16 protein-coding genes, 1 tRNA gene and 1 riboswitch are annotated in these 13878 nt (G+C 67.8%); of the genes, 12 read left to right on the top strand and 5 right to left on the bottom strand.

The window, feature by feature from the left end; translation table 11 throughout:
• Positions 1-13: 13 nt before the first annotated feature.
• Positions 14-766 (top strand): MBL fold metallo-hydrolase, encoded by a 753-nt coding sequence (locus ACTWQO_RS20015; protein WP_443238681.1) that lies wholly within the window; start codon positions 14-16, stop codon positions 764-766.
• A 69-nt stretch (positions 767-835) separates the two neighbouring features.
• On the opposite strand, the gene ACTWQO_RS20010 is transcribed toward ACTWQO_RS20015, so the two are convergent.
• The gene (locus ACTWQO_RS20010) at positions 836-2083 is read right to left on the bottom strand and encodes a PTS transporter subunit EIIC (protein ID WP_443238680.1); all 1248 of its coding nucleotides are present in this window, start codon (positions 2081-2083) and stop codon (positions 836-838) included.
• A 93-nt stretch (positions 2084-2176) separates the two neighbouring features.
• Positions 2177-3472 carry a PTS transporter subunit EIIC gene (locus ACTWQO_RS20005; protein WP_443238679.1) on the bottom strand — a complete coding sequence of 432 codons (1296 nt, stop codon included), beginning with the start codon at positions 3470-3472 and terminating at the stop codon, positions 2177-2179.
• A 150-nt stretch (positions 3473-3622) separates the two neighbouring features.
• Here ACTWQO_RS20005 and ACTWQO_RS20000 point away from each other — a divergent pair, with 150 nt between their 5' ends.
• The 4 genes from ACTWQO_RS20000 (at position 3623) to rdgB (ending at position 5907) form a co-directional block, all read left to right on the top strand.
• Positions 3623-3856, top strand: a complete 234-nt coding sequence (locus ACTWQO_RS20000; protein WP_443238678.1) for a glucose PTS transporter subunit EIIB — start codon at positions 3623-3625, stop codon at positions 3854-3856.
• 128 nt (positions 3857-3984) lie between these two features.
• On the top strand, positions 3985-4722 hold the full coding sequence (gene rph, locus ACTWQO_RS19995) for a ribonuclease PH (protein ID WP_328363783.1): 738 nt from the start codon (positions 3985-3987) through the stop codon (positions 4720-4722).
• Between the two features lie 146 nt (positions 4723-4868).
• A complete protein-coding gene (locus ACTWQO_RS19990) occupies positions 4869-5270 on the top strand; it encodes a hypothetical protein (protein WP_362933990.1) in 402 nt (133 codons plus the stop codon).
• Positions 5271-5304: 34 nt separating this feature from the next.
• Positions 5305-5907, top strand: a complete 603-nt coding sequence (gene rdgB, locus ACTWQO_RS19985) for an RdgB/HAM1 family non-canonical purine NTP pyrophosphatase (RefSeq protein ID WP_443238677.1) — start codon at positions 5305-5307, stop codon at positions 5905-5907.
• Positions 5908-5911: 4 nt separating this feature from the next.
• Here rdgB and ACTWQO_RS19980 read toward each other — a convergent pair.
• Together ACTWQO_RS19980 and bcp are read right to left on the bottom strand one after the other, a co-directional pair.
• Positions 5912-5998: transfer RNA gene (locus tag ACTWQO_RS19980), tRNA-Leu, on the bottom strand.
• 42 nt (positions 5999-6040) lie between these two features.
• The gene (gene bcp, locus ACTWQO_RS19975; protein ID WP_443238676.1) at positions 6041-6508 is read right to left on the bottom strand and encodes a thioredoxin-dependent thiol peroxidase; all 468 of its coding nucleotides are present in this window, start codon (positions 6506-6508) and stop codon (positions 6041-6043) included.
• A 95-nt stretch (positions 6509-6603) separates the two neighbouring features.
• On the opposite strand from bcp, the gene ACTWQO_RS19970 reads away from it, so the two are divergent.
• The 3 genes from ACTWQO_RS19970 (at position 6604) to sugE (ending at position 7824) form a co-directional block, all read left to right on the top strand.
• Positions 6604-6933, top strand: coding sequence for a DUF3618 domain-containing protein (locus ACTWQO_RS19970; protein WP_443238675.1), 330 nt, complete (start codon positions 6604-6606; stop codon positions 6931-6933).
• A gap of 43 nt (positions 6934-6976) precedes the next feature.
• Positions 6977-7333: a GroES family chaperonin gene (locus tag ACTWQO_RS19965; protein ID WP_443238674.1), complete on the top strand. Its 357-nt coding sequence runs from the start codon at positions 6977-6979 to the stop codon at positions 7331-7333.
• A gap of 55 nt (positions 7334-7388) precedes the next feature.
• A riboswitch (guanidine-III (ykkC-III) riboswitch) is annotated at positions 7389-7451 on the top strand.
• A gap of 52 nt (positions 7452-7503) precedes the next feature.
• Positions 7504-7824, top strand: a complete 321-nt coding sequence (gene sugE, locus ACTWQO_RS19960) for a quaternary ammonium compound efflux SMR transporter SugE (protein WP_443238673.1) — start codon at positions 7504-7506, stop codon at positions 7822-7824.
• On the opposite strand, the gene ACTWQO_RS19955 is transcribed toward sugE, so the two are convergent.
• Positions 7818-10187, bottom strand: a complete 2370-nt coding sequence (locus ACTWQO_RS19955) for a transglycosylase domain-containing protein (RefSeq protein ID WP_443238672.1) — start codon at positions 10185-10187, stop codon at positions 7818-7820. The genes sugE and ACTWQO_RS19955 overlap by 7 nt on opposite strands.
• Positions 10188-10392: 205 nt before the next feature.
• On the opposite strand from ACTWQO_RS19955, the gene ACTWQO_RS19950 reads away from it, so the two are divergent.
• Genes ACTWQO_RS19950 through ACTWQO_RS19935 form a run of 4 tightly spaced genes read left to right on the top strand, consistent with a single transcriptional unit; the run spans position 10393 to position 13851 of the window.
• Positions 10393-11193, top strand: a complete 801-nt coding sequence (locus ACTWQO_RS19950; RefSeq protein ID WP_443238760.1) for an ABC transporter permease — start codon at positions 10393-10395, stop codon at positions 11191-11193.
• Between the two features lie 7 nt (positions 11194-11200).
• Positions 11201-12034, top strand: a complete 834-nt coding sequence (locus ACTWQO_RS19945; protein ID WP_443238671.1) for an ABC transporter permease — start codon at positions 11201-11203, stop codon at positions 12032-12034.
• A 5-nt stretch (positions 12035-12039) separates the two neighbouring features.
• The gene (locus ACTWQO_RS19940; protein WP_443238670.1) at positions 12040-13005 is read left to right on the top strand and encodes an ABC transporter ATP-binding protein; all 966 of its coding nucleotides are present in this window, start codon (positions 12040-12042) and stop codon (positions 13003-13005) included.
• A 33-nt stretch (positions 13006-13038) separates the two neighbouring features.
• Entirely contained in the window at positions 13039-13851 is an 813-nt protein-coding gene (locus ACTWQO_RS19935; RefSeq protein WP_443238669.1) for a DUF1707 SHOCT-like domain-containing protein, read from the top strand.
• The last annotated feature ends 27 nt before the right edge of the window (positions 13852-13878 follow it).

Genomic DNA, 13878 nt, shown 5'->3' with positions numbered 1-13878 from the left:
AGGTTTCTGCTTCATGAAGCTCACCGTCGTCGGCTGCTCGGGGTCGTTCCCGTCCGCGGAATCGGCCTGCTCGAGCTACCTCGTCGAGGCCGACGGCTTCCGGCTGCTTCTCGACCTGGGCAACGGTGCCCTGGGCGAGCTGCAGCGCCACTGCGGTCTCTACGACCTTGACGCGATCTTCCTCAGCCATCTGCACGCCGACCACTGCATCGACATGTGCGCGTACTTCGTCGCGCGCTACTACCGCCACGACGGCGGCCGCTGCGACCCGCTTCCCGTCTACGGACCCGAGGGCACGGAACACCGGCTGACCACCGCCTACGCGGACACCCCCTCGGCCTCCTCGATGAGCGAGGTCTTCGACTTCCACACGGTCAAGCCGTCCACCTTCGAGATCGGCCCGTTCACGGTGCACACGGAACGCGTGGCCCACCCGGTGGAGGCGTACGGCATCCGCGTCGAGCACGACGGGAAGTCCCTGACGTACTCCGGCGACACGGGCGTCACCCCGACGCTCGACGAACTCGCCCGCGACACCGACCTGTTCCTGTGCGAGGCCGCGTTCACGCACGGCAAGGAAGACATCCCCGACCTGCACCTCAACGGCCGCGAGGCGGGTGAGACGGCGGCCCGCGCAGGCGCCCGCCGCCTCGTCCTCACCCACATCCCCCCGTGGACCGACCCCCAGATCAACCTGGCCGACGCCCGCGCGGTGTACGACGGTCCGGTGGAACTGGCGGCGCCGAGGGTGTCGTACGAGATCTGAGCCTTACGCGGACGAAGGCCCCGGTACCGAGTCGGTACCGGGGCCTTCGTCATGCCTTGCGGCGGGCACTCACGCCTTGGTGAGGTCCTCGAGCTCCTCCTCGGGCTCGCGGCCCGGGGTGGGGAGGTTGAACTTGGTGATCGCGAAGCGGAAGAGGAAGTAGTAGATCGCCGCGAAGACCAAACCGATCGGAATGATCAGCCATGGCTTGGTGGCCAGGTTCCAGTTGAGTGCGTAGTCGATGAAGCCCGCGGAGAAGGTGAAGCCCGCGTGGACGCCCAACGCCCAGGTGATCGCCATGGAGATGGCGGTGAGGACTGCGTGGATCACGTACAGCACGGGGGCGATGAACATGAACGAGAACTCGATCGGCTCGGTCACACCGGTCACGAAGGAGGTGAGGGCGAGCGAGATCATCATGCCCATCACGGCCTTGCGGCGCTCGGGACGAGCGCAGTGAGCGATGGCGAGCGCCGCGGCCGGCAGACCGAACATCATGATCGGGAAGAAGCCCGACATGAACTGACCGGCGTCCGGGTCACCGGCGAAGAAGCGGTTGAGGTCACCGTGCACGACCTCACCGGCGGCGTTGGTGAAGTCGCCGATCTGGAACCAGGAGACGGTGTTCACGAACTGGTGCATGCCGACCGGGATCAGCGCACGGTTGATCAGACCGAACAGACCGGCACCGAAGGCGCCCAGACCGGTCATCCACTCGCCGAAGTCCGAGATGACCTCACCGATCGGCTCCCAGACCAGACCGAAGAAGACACCCATGACGGTGCCGACGAAGGCCATGATGATCGGGACGAGCCGGCGGCCGTTGAAGAAGCCGAGCCAGTCGACCAGCTTGGTGCGGTGATAGCGCTGCCACAGCACCGCGGCCAGCAGACCCATCACGATGCCGCCGAGGACACCGGGGTTGTTGTAGGTCGCGGCTATGTCCGCGCCGTCCTGGACCTTCGCCTCGGTGACCGGGAACGCCTTCAGCACATTGCTGTAGACCAGGAAGCCAACCAGGGCGGCCAGCGCCGTCGAGCCGTCGGCCTTCTTGGCGAATCCGATCGCGACACCGATGCAGAACAGCATCGGCAGGTTGTCGAAGATCGCGCCACCGGCTGTGGCGAACACTGCCGTGACCTTGTCCGGCAGGTTCAGCTTCTCCTGCACGTCGGTCTGGCCGAGCCGCAGCAGAATGCCCGCCGCCGGCAGTACGGCGATCGGCAGCTGCAGGCTGCGGCCGACCTTCTGCAGCCCCTGGAAAAGTCCGGATCCCCGCCTCTTCGCGGGGACCGCCGAAGCGGTGGCGGTGCTCATACGTCCTCCAACGTGGTGGTCTACACCACTGAGTGGTGTAGACCTGTTTGTAGCACGGTGAAGGGCGGATAAGGAACCCGCTCGAAGTTACGTTCAGACCTTCGTTACGTCCTCGATCTCCTCCTCCGGTTCCCGCCCCGGAGTCTTCAAATCGAACTTCGTGATCGCGAAGCGGAAGATGACGTAATAGACGACCGCGAAGCACAGGCCGATCGGGATCATCGCCCATGGTCTCGTCGCCAGGTTCCAGTTGATGATGTAGTCGATCAACCCGGCGGAGAAGCTGAAGCCGTCGTGGACCCCCAGCCCCCACGTCACCGCCATCGAGACGCCGGTCAGTACGGCGTGGACCGCGTACAGCAGGGGTGCGATGAAGAGGAACGAGTACTCGATCGGTTCGGTGATGCCGGTGACGAAGGAGGTCAGTGCCACCGACAGCATCAGGCCGCCGACCTCCTTGCGGCGGCTCGGCTTCGCGCAGTGCGTGATGGCGAGGGCGGCCGCAGGCAGGGCGAACATCATGATCGGGAAGAAGCCCGAGGTGAACTGGCCCGCGTCCGGGTCGCCCGCCAGGAACATGTTGATGTCGCCGTGCACCACCTCGCCGTCCGGCGTGGTGTAGCTGCCGAACTGGAACCAGATGGGCACGTTCAGGAACTGATGCAGGCCCACGACCAGCAGCGCACGGTTGGCGATGCCGAACACGCCCGCGCCCCAGGCGCCCAGGTCGCTCATCCAGTCGCTGAAGTTCTCCAGCGCGTCACCGATCGGCGGCCAGACCCACAGGCACAGCACTGCGAACACGATCGCCACGAACGCCATGATGATCGGGACGAGACGCCGCCCGTTGAAGAAGCCGAGCCAGTCCACCAGCTTCGTCCGGTGGTAGCGCTGCCAGAAGAAGGCCGCCAGCAGGCCGATGACGATGCCGCCGAAGACGCCCGGGTTCTGGTACTCGTACGCACTCACCGCCCCGTCGGTCGTGGTGCAGCCGATGTTGGTGATCTCCTTCGTCCCCTCCGGGCAGTCCTCCGGGAACTCGCGCAGCACGTTGTAGTAGACGAGGAACCCCGCCACCGCCGCCAACGCCGTCGAACCGTCCGCCTTCTTCGCCATGCCGATGGCCACGCCGACGCAGAACAGCAAGGGCAGCCCGAGTGAGCCGTCGAGCAACGCGCCGCCCGCGCCGTCCATCACCTTCGAGACGTTGTCCCAGCCGAGCCCGTCCTCGCCGAACACATCAGGCTGCCCAAGGCGGTTGAGGATGCCCGCGGCCGGCAGGACCGCGATGGGCAACTGAAGACTGCGGCCCATTTTCTGCAAGCCCTGGAACAGGCTGTTCCAGCGGGCGCGGACAGGACTGGCGGCGGCGGCGCTGTCGGAACTCATGGACGCCCCTCGGTAGGGTGGTGTAGACCAGTTGACGGACGGTTCCGCTGTCGTGATCGCCATCATTCGGCAGGTGCGACATGACCGCTCGCGAAGATGGGCCAACTGTGGGTTACTGCGACAAAGCGGTTCGGATCAGGGAGAAACAACATGGCCACCAAGGCTGAGAAGATCGTTGCCGGGCTGGGCGGCATCGACAACATCGAAGAGGTCGAGGGCTGCATCACCCGCCTGCGCACCGAGGTCCACGACCCCTCCCTCGTGAACGAGGCAGCCCTCAAGGCGGCCGGCGCACACGGCGTCGTCAAGATGGGCACGGCGATCCAGGTCGTCATCGGCACCGACGCGGACCCGATCGCGGCGGACATCGAAGACATGATGTGAGAAGACACGATGTGAGAAGACATGCTGTGAGCACACCGCTCACCGGTGTCAGCACACCCGCTCACTGACGAGGGGCTCTTCCCGACGCGGGAGGAGCCCCTTCCACATGTACGGCTAGGCTCAACGCCATGTCTCGAATCGACGGCCGCACCCCTGAACAGCTCCGCCCCGTCACCATCGAACGTGGCTGGAGCAAGCACGCCGAGGGCTCCGTCCTCGTCTCCTTCGGCGACACGAAGGTCTTCTGCACCGCCTCCGTCACCGAAGGAGTCCCGCGCTGGCGCAAGGGCAGCGGCGAGGGCTGGGTCACCGCCGAATACTCCATGCTGCCCCGCTCCACCAACACCCGCGGCGACCGCGAATCCGTCAAGGGCAGGATCGGCGGCCGTACGCACGAGATCAGCCGCCTCATCGGCCGCTCACTGCGCGCGGTCATCGACTACAAGGCGCTCGGCGAGAACACCATCGTCCTCGACTGCGACGTCCTCCAGGCGGACGGCGGCACGCGCACCGCAGCGATCACCGGCGCCTACGTGGCCCTGGCCGACGCGGTCTCCTGGGCCCAGGGCAAGAAGCTGATCAAGGCCGGCCGCCAGCCCCTCACGGGCACCGTGTCGGCGGTCTCCGTCGGCATCGTCGGCGGCATCCCACTCCTCGACCTCTGCTACGAAGAGGACGTCAAGGCCGAGACCGACATGAACGTCGTCTGCACCGGCGACGGCCGCTTCGTCGAGGTCCAGGGCACCGCCGAAGCCGAACCCTTCGCCCGCGACGAGCTCAACGCCCTGCTCGACCTGGCCGTTTCCGGCTGCACGGAACTCGCTGTCCTCCAGCGCAAGGCACTTGATACCGTCCTCGAAAAGTAAAGGACGCACCAAGACAGCAGGCAGCCGCGGGCAACCCCACAGCGCGGCCTCGCGTCACTTGAGGTACGGGCGCACGGTTTGCCGCTGTGCGCCCGGCCAAGTAACGGGGGGCCTTCCGAGGCCTGCGCCAAGGAGGGAAACGAACCATGGCCGTGAGCCGTAGCCGTCGTCCGCGCATAGCCATCGTCGCCGCCATCGCGGCCGTCGGGCTGACAGTCGGACTCACCACCGGCTGCGACGCCGTCAACAAGGCACTGGACTGCGTCCAGACCGCCGACGCCATCGCCGACAGCGTCACCGACCTCCAGCAGGCCGTGGAGAGTGCCGCCAACGACCCGACCCAGCTCGAGGAGTCCCTCAACTCCATCGACAAGAACCTCGACAAGATCGGCGACAAGACGGACAACGCCGACGTCAACAAGGCGGTGGACGACCTCCAGCAGGCCGTCACCAACGTCCGTGACGCCGTCAAGAACGGCGACGAGACCCCCGACATCAGCCCGGTCACCGACGCGGCCGGCGAACTGACGAAGGTCTGCACGCCGTAACAGCGCTGCGGGCCGGCCCTGGATACTGAACGGCATGACCCGCCTGATCCTCGCCACCCGCAACGCCGGAAAAATCACCGAGCTCAAGGCGATCCTCGCCGACGCAGATCTCGCCCACGACCTCGTCGGCGCGGACGCCTACCCCGACATCCCCGACGTCAGGGAAACGGGCGTCACCTTCGCCGAAAACGCCCTGTTGAAGGCCCACGCCTTGGCCCAGGCAACGGGCCTGCCCGCCGTCGCCGACGACTCCGGCCTGTGCGTCGACGTCCTCAACGGCGCGCCGGGCATCTTCTCCGCCCGCTGGTCCGGCCGCCACGGCGACGACAAGGCCAACCTGGAACTCCTCCTGGCCCAGCTCTCCGACATCCCCGACGAACACCGCGGCGCCCATTTCGCCTGCGCCGCCGCGCTCGCCCTGCCGGACGGGACGGAGCGGGTGGTCGAGGGACAACTGCGGGGCGTGCTCCGGCATACGCCGGTCGGCACGAACGGGTTCGGATACGACCCGATTCTGCAGCCGGAGGGGGAGACGCGGACGTGCGCTGAGATGAGCGCGGACGAGAAGAACGCGATCAGCCATCGGGGGAAGGCGTTCCGGGCGCTGGTGCCGGTGGTTCGGGAGTTGTTGGGCTGAGTACTGGTGCGGCCGGAGGGACTCGAACCCTCACGGGAGTTACCCCACTGGGACCTAAACCCAGCGTGACTGCCAATTCCACCACGGCCGCCCGATGATGCTGCCCGGTCATGCTACTGGCCGGGCAGCACGGTCAGATCCCCAGATCCTTGATGATCTTGGCCACGTGCCCGGTCGCCCGGACGTTGTACAGCGCCCGCTCGACCTTGCCCTCCTCGTCCACGACCACCGTCGACCGGATGACGCCCATGTAGGTCTTGCCGTAGTTCTTCTTCTCGCCGTAGGCGCCGTACGCCTCGATGACGGTCTTCTCGGGGTCCCCGACCAGCGTGACCTTGAGGTTTTCCTTCTCGCGGAACTTGGCCAGCTTTTCGGGGGCGTCGGGGGAGACGCCGATGACGTCGTAGCCGGCGCCGGTCAGGAGTTCCAGGTTGTCCGTGAAGTCGCAGGCCTGCTTCGTGCAGCCGGGGGTCAGGGCGGCCGGGTAGAAGTAGACGATGACCTTGCGGCCCTTGTGGTCGGACAGGGAGACCTCGGTGCCGTCGGCGTCGGGGAGGGTGAAGGCGGGGGCGGTGTCCCCGGGCTGCAGTCGCTCACTCATTCCGCCAGAGTAACGGGGGGTCCTGACAGTGCGGTCGGCGTAAGAGCTGACAGACTGTCCGGAACAGCGCAGCACCAGACTTCGGAGGCCGTACGGTGGCGGACACCTCGGACACCAGAACCCCGGCGCAGATCGAGGCGGACATCAAGCGTCGCCGTGACGTGCTGGCCGAGACGCTCGACGAGATCGGGGTGCGCGTGCATCCGAAGACGATCGTCGGGGACGCCAAGGCCAAGGTCGTCTCCAATGTGGACCGGACCCTAGGCCGGGCCTATGTGGGCGTCAATCGGGTCGTGAGCGATGTGAAGGGACGGTTCGTCGACGGCGAGGGCGCGCCCCGGCTCGAGCGCATCGTGCCCGTCGCTGTCGTCGCCGTCGGGCTCGTGGGGCTGCTGGCCCTGGGCACCCGGCGCCGTAAGGGCTGACCCAGCGGCTTACGGACGGGTCAAAGGCAGGTAGGTTCGTGGCGTGAGCGCCAACAGAAACGAGCACAGCACCCAGCACGACAAGCTGCCCATCCGGATGCTGCACGACCGTGTACTCGTGCGGCAGGAGACCGGTGAGGGCGAGCGCCGGTCGGGCGGGGGCATCCTGATTCCCGCCACCGCGGCGGTCGGGCGGCGACTGGCCTGGGCCGAGGTCGTCGCGGTGGGGCAGAACGTACGGACCGTGGAGCCGGGCGACCGGGTCCTGTACGACCCGGAGGACCGGGCCGAGGTGGAGGTGCGCGGCATCGCCTACGTGCTCATGCGCGAGCGCGATCTGCATGCCGTGGCCGCGGACCGCTTCGAGGGCTCCGAGGACTCGACGGGGCTGTACCTGTAGAACAACGGCGTGAGGGGCTGGTGACCATCGTCACCAGCCCCTCTTTCGTTCCTCTTGCTACCTTTGAAAGGCACCCGACGAGACGCGCCGTACCGGGACAAGGCAAAGACGACGCACTGCCGTCAGTTCTGCCGAAGTTCCGAAGCCCGAAGTCTCGGAGGTGCCCCGTCATGGCCTGGGTTCTGCTTGTCGTAGCCGGTCTGCTCGAGGTCGGCTGGTCGATCGGGATGAAGTACACCGACGGGTTCACGCGCCTGGTGCCGAGTGTGCTCACCGGCGCCGGCATTGTCGCGAGCATGTTCCTGCTGTCGTACGCCGCGAAGTCGCTGCCCATCGGTACCGCCTATGGCGTGTGGGTCGGGATCGGGGCGGCCGGTGCGGCGGTGCTCGGCATGGTGGTGCTGGGTGAGGCGGCCACCGCCGCCCGGATCTTCTTCGTCTGTCTGCTGCTGGTCGCCGTGGTCGGGCTCAAGGCGACCTCCGGTCACTGAAAGAGCGGTGGGTCTCCGCCCGCCGACGTCCCCGACGTCCCCGAAGTCCCCTCTGTCGTGTCGCCGGTGTCGCCGCCCGTCGTGTCGCCTGTCGTCCCGCCGGTCGAGGTGTCGCCCGTCGTACCGCCGGTGTCCGTGTCCCCTGTCGTGCCGCCGTCGGTCGTGGTGCCGCCGGTGGTGGTGTCTCCGGTGGTGCCCCCGTCGGTGGTCGTCCCGCCGGTCGTCGTGCCTCCTGTGGTGGTCGTGCCGCCGTCGGTCTGGCCCTGGGTGTCCTGGCCGCCGGTGGTGCTGCCGTCCGTGGGCTGTCCGGTGGTCGCGTCGTCGGTCGGGGCGTCCGGGTCCGGGTCGGCGGGCGGCTCGGTCGTCGGCAGTTGCGGCTCGTCCGCGCCCTCCTGGAGCCGGAGGTCGAAGTCGCTGACCGGGGTGCCCTTCAGGGCGTCCTTGGTGAACTGGGCCCAGATGTCGGCGGGCGCGCCGCCGCCGTTGATACGGGGCTCGCCGATGGCGCCGTACAGGGGCTTGTGGGCGGCCGTGACGGGGTCCTGGCCCATGACGGAGACGACCGTCGCCAGGTCGGGGGTGTAGCCCGCGAACCAGGCGGCGGTGTCCTCCTCCGCGGTGCCGGTCTTGCCCGCCGCCGGGCGGCCGGCGGCCTGGGCGGCGGTGGCGGTGCCGTTGTCTACGACGCTCTGCAGCATCGACGTCGTGGTGTCGGCGGCCTCGCGGGTGACGACCTGCCGGGTGGACCGCTTGGGCAGGTCCACGACGTCCGCGCCGTCCTTGGTGATCTTGTCGATCAGCGTGTACGTGCCGTGCTTGCCGTGGTTGGCGAGGGTCGCGTACGCCTCCGCCATGTCGAGGACGCTGGCGGTGGCCGGGCCGAGTGCGATGGACGGGGTGGCGGTCAGGTCGGGGGTGGTGCCCGGGATGCCGAGGTCGACCGCGGTCTGGCGGACCTTGTCGGGGCCCACGTCGACGGCCATCTGCGCGTACACCGAGTTGACGGACTTGTCGGTGGCGGTGCGGACGCTGATGTCGCCGTAGTTGTAGTCGTCCTCGTTCTCGGGGGCGTAGGCACCGTTCCAGCCCTGTACGGGGCGTTCGCTGGTGCCGTCGTAGATCGTGTTCGGGGTGATGGGGCGGCCGTCCTGGGTGACGGACTCGTTCTCGACGGCGGAGGTGAACACGAACGGCTTGAAGGTGGAGCCGACCTGGAAGTCACGGCGGGTGGCGTTGTTCGTGTACTGCTTCACGTAGTCGATGCCGCCGTACATGGCGACGACCTTGCCGGTCCTGGGGTCGACGGCGGCGCCGCCCGCGCGGACGTAGGTGTCGACCTTGTTGTTCCTCTTGTCGAGCTTGGACATCAACTGGTCGTCGACGGCCTTGACGAACGCGTTCTGCCGGCCCTTCTGCAGGGTGGTCGTGATGCGGTAGCCGCCGGCGTCCAGTTCCTCCGCGCTGACGATCTTGTTCTGGGTGAGGTAGTCCTTGATCGCGGCGACGATGTAGCCGCGCTGCCCGGACATGCCGGTCGAGACGGTCTGTTCCTTCGGCATCGGGAACTTCAGGCCCGCCCGTTCGGCCTTGCCGATCCAGCCCTCCTTGACCATGCCGTCGAGGACGTACCTCCAACGGGCCTCGGCGGCGGCCTTGTTCTCGGGGTGGGCGACGACGTCGTACTCGCTGGGCGCGTTCAGCAGGGCGGCGAGGTAGGCGCCGTGGGCCGCGTCGAGGTCGACGGCGTCCATGCCGTAGTAGGCCTGGGCGGCGGCCTGGATGCCGTAGGCGTTGCGGCCGAAGTAGCTGGTGTTGAGGTAGCCCTGGAGGATGTCGTCCTTGCTCTGCTCCTGGTCCAGCTTGATCGAGATGAAGAACTCCTTCACCTTGCGGGTGACGGTCTGTTCCTGGGCCAGGTAGTAGTTCTTCACATACTGCTGGGTGATCGTCGAGCCGGACTGCTTGCCCTTGCCGGTCGCGGTGTTCCAGGCGGCGCGGACCATCGCCGTGGGGTCGATCGCGGACTCCGAGTAGAAGTCGCGGTCCTCGGCGGCCAGTACGGAGTGCTGGGCGGCCTTGGAGATCTGCGCGAGGGTGACGTTCTCCCGGTTGACCTCGCCGTCACGGGCGAGCTGACTGCCGTCCGCGTAGAGGTAGATGTTGCTCTGCTTGGTCGCGAGCGCGTTCGCGGGCGGGATCTTGACCAGGGAGTAGCCGAGGAAGAACAGGCCGACCAGCAGCAGTATCCCGATGACGCAGGTGCCGAGCACCATCCGCCAGGTCGGGATCAGCCGGCGCCAACCAGTGCGCTTGGGGCGCTTCTTGCCAGGGCCCGGCTGGTGCGGTTGCGGCTCGTCGTTCATGTTGTGCACGGACTCCTGTTTTACGTCGTACGTTCCCGTACGCCTCGTACGCCTTCTGTGTCCCCCTGTTGAAGACTGTCGCACCCGGCGATCAGTTCCCCGACCTCGGCACGCGTCGGGCCCGGAAAATACGTGGCAGTCCGCGTCACCGGCGCACTAGGCTCCTGCGCTTCGGTGCCGGGCGCGGGCGAGGAGGGCTGTGGGTGTGGGCTCGGTGCGGTTGTTCGCGGCCGTGGCGGCGGGGAGTTTCCGGCGGTACGCGACGTATCGGGTGGCCACGGCGGCCGGGGTGTTCACCAATACCGTGTTCGGGCTGATCCTCGTGTACACATATCTGGCGCTGTGGGACGAGCGGCCGGATCTGGGCGGGTACGACCAGGCGCAGGCCGTGACCTATGTGTGGCTGGGGCAGGCGCTGTTCGCGGCGCTGGCCATCCAGGGCGGAGGCTTCGAGACCGAGCTCATGGAACGCATCCGCACCGGTGAGATCGCGGTCGACCTGTACCGGCCGGCCGATCTCCAACTGTGGTGGCTGGCGAGCGACTTGGGGCGGATGCTGTTCCAGTTGGCGGGGCGTGGCGTGATCCCGTTCGTCTTCGGTGCGCTGTTCTTCCCGATGGCCCTGCCGGGGGACGTCGGAACCTGGGCGGCGTTCCTGGTCGCGCTGTTGCTGGCGGCGGTCGTCAGCTTCGGGATCCGCTATCTGGCGGCCTTGAGCGTGTTCTGGCTCATGGACGCGAGGGGCGTCATGCAGGCCCTGATGGTCACGGGCATCTTCTGCTCGGGCATGACACTGCCGCTGAACGCTTTCCCCGACGCGCTCGGCGACGTGGTCCAGGCGTTGCCGTGGGCCGGGCAGATCCAGGTGCCGGCGGATGTGCTGATGGGGGAGAGAGCCCCGCTCGGGGCGTTCGCCTTCCAGGCGGCATGGGCGGTGGCACTGCTGGCGGCGGGGCGGCTGTTGCAGTCGGCGGCTACGCGGAGGGTGGTGGTGCAGGGTGGGTGAGACCTCGATGGTTGAGACCTCGAAGTCCGCTTTCAGGGTCACGGACGGTGTGCGGGCCTACCTGCTGATCGCCGGGATGTGGATCCGGGCCGGCATGACCTACCGCACCTCCTTCGTCGTCACGGTCTTCGGCAACCTGCTGCTGTCCGGCCTGGACTTCGTCGGCATCCTGCTGATGTTCTCGCAGGTCGACTCGCTCGGCGGCTGGACGCTGCCCGAGGTGGCCTTCCTGTACGGCCTGTCGGTGACGGCGTTCGGAATCACCGACCTGCTGCTCGGCTCGTCGGAGGGCCTGGGCACCCGGATACGCGACGGGTCGTTCGACACATTGCTGGTACGGCCCGTTCCGGTGCTCGCGCAGGTCGCCGCGGACCAGTTCCCGCTGCGCCGGTTCGGCCGGGTCATCCAGGGGTCGTTGGTGCTGGGCTGGGGGCTGTTCGCCGTCGACGTCGACTGGAGTGCCCCGAAGGTGCTGCTGGTGCCGGTGATGCTGGTCAGCGGCGCGGTGATCTTCGGGGCGATCTTCGTCGCGGGCGCGGCCTTCCAGTTCCTGGCGCAGGACGCCGCCCAGGTGCAGAACGCGTTCACGTACGGCGGCACCACGATGCTGCAGTACCCCCCGACGCTGTTCGGGAAGGACCTGGTGCGCGGGGTGACCTTCGTGCTGCCGCTCGCCTTCGTCAACTGGCTGCCCGCGTCCTACGTGCTGGGGCGGCCGTATCCGCTCGACCTGCCGACGTGGGTGACGTTCCTGTCGCCGCTCGCCGCCGGAGTGTGCTGTGCGCTGGCGGGTGCGGCGTGGCGCGTGGGGCTTCGTTCGTACCGGAGTACAGGGAGTTAGGGCCAGTGACTGAGCGCTTCATCGAGCTCGACCGAGTCGAGAAGGTCTTCGTCGTCCGCAAGAAGGCCGGCTTCCTCAAACGTGAACGGCGTGAGGTGCGAGCGGTCGACTCGATCACCGTCTCCGTGGCGCGCGGCGAGATGGTCGGCTACATCGGTCCGAACGGTGCCGGAAAGTCCACCACGATCAAGATGCTCACCGGCATCCTCACCCCGAGCGGCGGCCGGCTGCGTGTCGCCGGGATCGACCCGTCCCGGGAGCGCACGCGTCTCGCCCACCGGATCGGGGTGGTGTTCGGGCAGCGCACGACGCTGTGGTGGGATCTGCCGCTGATCGACTCGTACCGTCTGATGCACCGCATGTACCGGATCCCGGACGCCCGTTACCGCGAGAACCTCGACCGCTGCGTCGAACTCCTCGAACTGGCCGCCCTGTTGGACGTGCCCGTACGGCAACTCTCGCTCGGCCAGCGGATGCGCGGCGACATCGCGGCAGCCCTGCTCCACGACCCCGAGGTGCTCTATCTCGACGAGCCGACGATCGGACTCGACGTCATCTCCAAGGCCAAGGTCCGGGAATTCCTGCGGGAGTTGAACACCGAGCGCGGCACCACGGTCCTGCTGACCACGCACGACCTCCAGGACATCGAGCAACTGTGCTCCCGCGTCATGGTCATCGACCACGGGCGCCTGATGTACGACGGCCCGCTCGCCGGCCTGCACGAGGCGGGGGAGAGCGAACGCACCCTGGTGGTGGACCTGGAGCGGGAACTCCCGCCGATCGAGGCGCCGCCCGCCAGGGTCGTACGGGTGGAAGGGCCGCGCCAGTGGCTCGCCTTCCCGGCGTCGGAGTCGGCGGCGCCGCTGGTGGCGCGGATCGCGGCGGAGTATCCGCTGGTGGATCTGTCGGTGCGGGAGCCGGACATCGAGGCCGTGATCGCCAGAATGTACGGGGAGAAGGCGACCGCATAGTGTCCGAGCCGTCGAACTCGTAGGCTGAGGTATATGACGGACGATGCCCCGGAACTGCGTGCTTCCGACGCCGATCGAGAACGAGTCGCCGAGGTACTGCGGGACGCCCTGGCCGAGGGGCGGCTCGACATGACGGAGTTCGAGGAGCGGCTGGACGCGACGTACAAGGCACGGACGTACGGCGAACTGACGCCGATCACCCGTGACCTGCCCGCCGCCGGGGTGACCCCGATGACCGTCGACATGGTCAAGAAGCCCGAGCAGAGCGGGAGTTGGGCCCAACGGATCGTCGGCGGCGAGGGCTCGTCCACGTGGGCCGTCGCCGTGATGTCCGGCTTCCAGCGCAAGGGGCGCTGGACCGTGCCCAGGCGGTTCAACTGCTTCGCCTTCTGGGGCGGCGGTGAGATCGATCTGCGCGAGGCGAACTTCGCGGACCGTGAGGTCGAGATCAACTGCGTCGCGATCATGGGCGGGATGAGTGTGATCGTGCCGCCCGGCGTCGAGGTCGTCGTCCGCGGGATCGGCATCATGGGCGGCTTCGACCAGCGCGAGGAGGGCGTGCCCGGGGACCCCGGGGCGCCTCGTGTGATCGTCACCGGGTTCGCCTTCTGGGGTGGCGTGGGCGTCGAGCGCAAGCTGACCCGGGCCGAGAAGCAGCGGCTGCGGGAGGAACGGCGGCAGGAGAAGCTGGACCGGAAGGCGTCCAGGCGGGAGCTGCGGGGGTCCGTCGGGGACGACATGGACGACGTGCACGACGCTCATCGGCGGATGCTGGACGGGCACCGGAGCTTGATGCACGACCGTCACGAGGAGCGGCGGGAGCGGCGTCGGCGCGGGGAGGACTGAGCCGGCGCCGTAAGTCAGGCGGCACGA

The sequence above is a fragment of the Streptomyces sp. 4N124 genome (assembly GCF_052245395.1).
In the GTDB taxonomy this organism is placed as follows: domain Bacteria; phylum Actinomycetota; class Actinomycetes; order Streptomycetales; family Streptomycetaceae; genus Streptomyces.
Note: the sequence above shows the minus strand (reverse complement) of the source record. Positions and strands in the feature narration are given on the sequence as shown.

Excerpts from the sequence above, each read along its gene's own strand:
- ACTWQO_RS20000 (WP_443238678.1), top strand. The coding sequence starts at position 3,623 with ATGGCCACCAAGGCTGAGAAGATCGTTGCCGGGCTGGGCGGCATCGAC.
- ACTWQO_RS20015 (WP_443238681.1), top strand. The coding sequence starts at position 14 with ATGAAGCTCACCGTCGTCGGCTGCTCGGGGTCGTTCCCGTCCGCGGAA.
- ACTWQO_RS20005 (WP_443238679.1), bottom strand. The coding sequence starts at position 3,472 with ATGAGTTCCGACAGCGCCGCCGCCGCCAGTCCTGTCCGCGCCCGCTGG.
- bcp (WP_443238676.1), bottom strand. The coding sequence starts at position 6,508 with ATGAGTGAGCGACTGCAGCCCGGGGACACCGCCCCCGCCTTCACCCTC.
- ACTWQO_RS19955 (WP_443238672.1), bottom strand. The coding sequence starts at position 10,187 with ATGAACGACGAGCCGCAACCGCACCAGCCGGGCCCTGGCAAGAAGCGC.
- ACTWQO_RS19990 (WP_362933990.1), top strand. The coding sequence starts at position 4,869 with ATGGCCGTGAGCCGTAGCCGTCGTCCGCGCATAGCCATCGTCGCCGCC.
- rdgB (WP_443238677.1), top strand. The coding sequence starts at position 5,305 with ATGACCCGCCTGATCCTCGCCACCCGCAACGCCGGAAAAATCACCGAG.
- ACTWQO_RS19945 (WP_443238671.1), top strand. The coding sequence starts at position 11,201 with ATGGTTGAGACCTCGAAGTCCGCTTTCAGGGTCACGGACGGTGTGCGG.
- ACTWQO_RS19935 (WP_443238669.1), top strand. The coding sequence starts at position 13,039 with ATGACGGACGATGCCCCGGAACTGCGTGCTTCCGACGCCGATCGAGAA.
- rph (WP_328363783.1), top strand. The coding sequence starts at position 3,985 with ATGTCTCGAATCGACGGCCGCACCCCTGAACAGCTCCGCCCCGTCACC.
- ACTWQO_RS20010 (WP_443238680.1), bottom strand. The coding sequence starts at position 2,083 with ATGAGCACCGCCACCGCTTCGGCGGTCCCCGCGAAGAGGCGGGGATCC.
- sugE (WP_443238673.1), top strand. The coding sequence starts at position 7,504 with ATGGCCTGGGTTCTGCTTGTCGTAGCCGGTCTGCTCGAGGTCGGCTGG.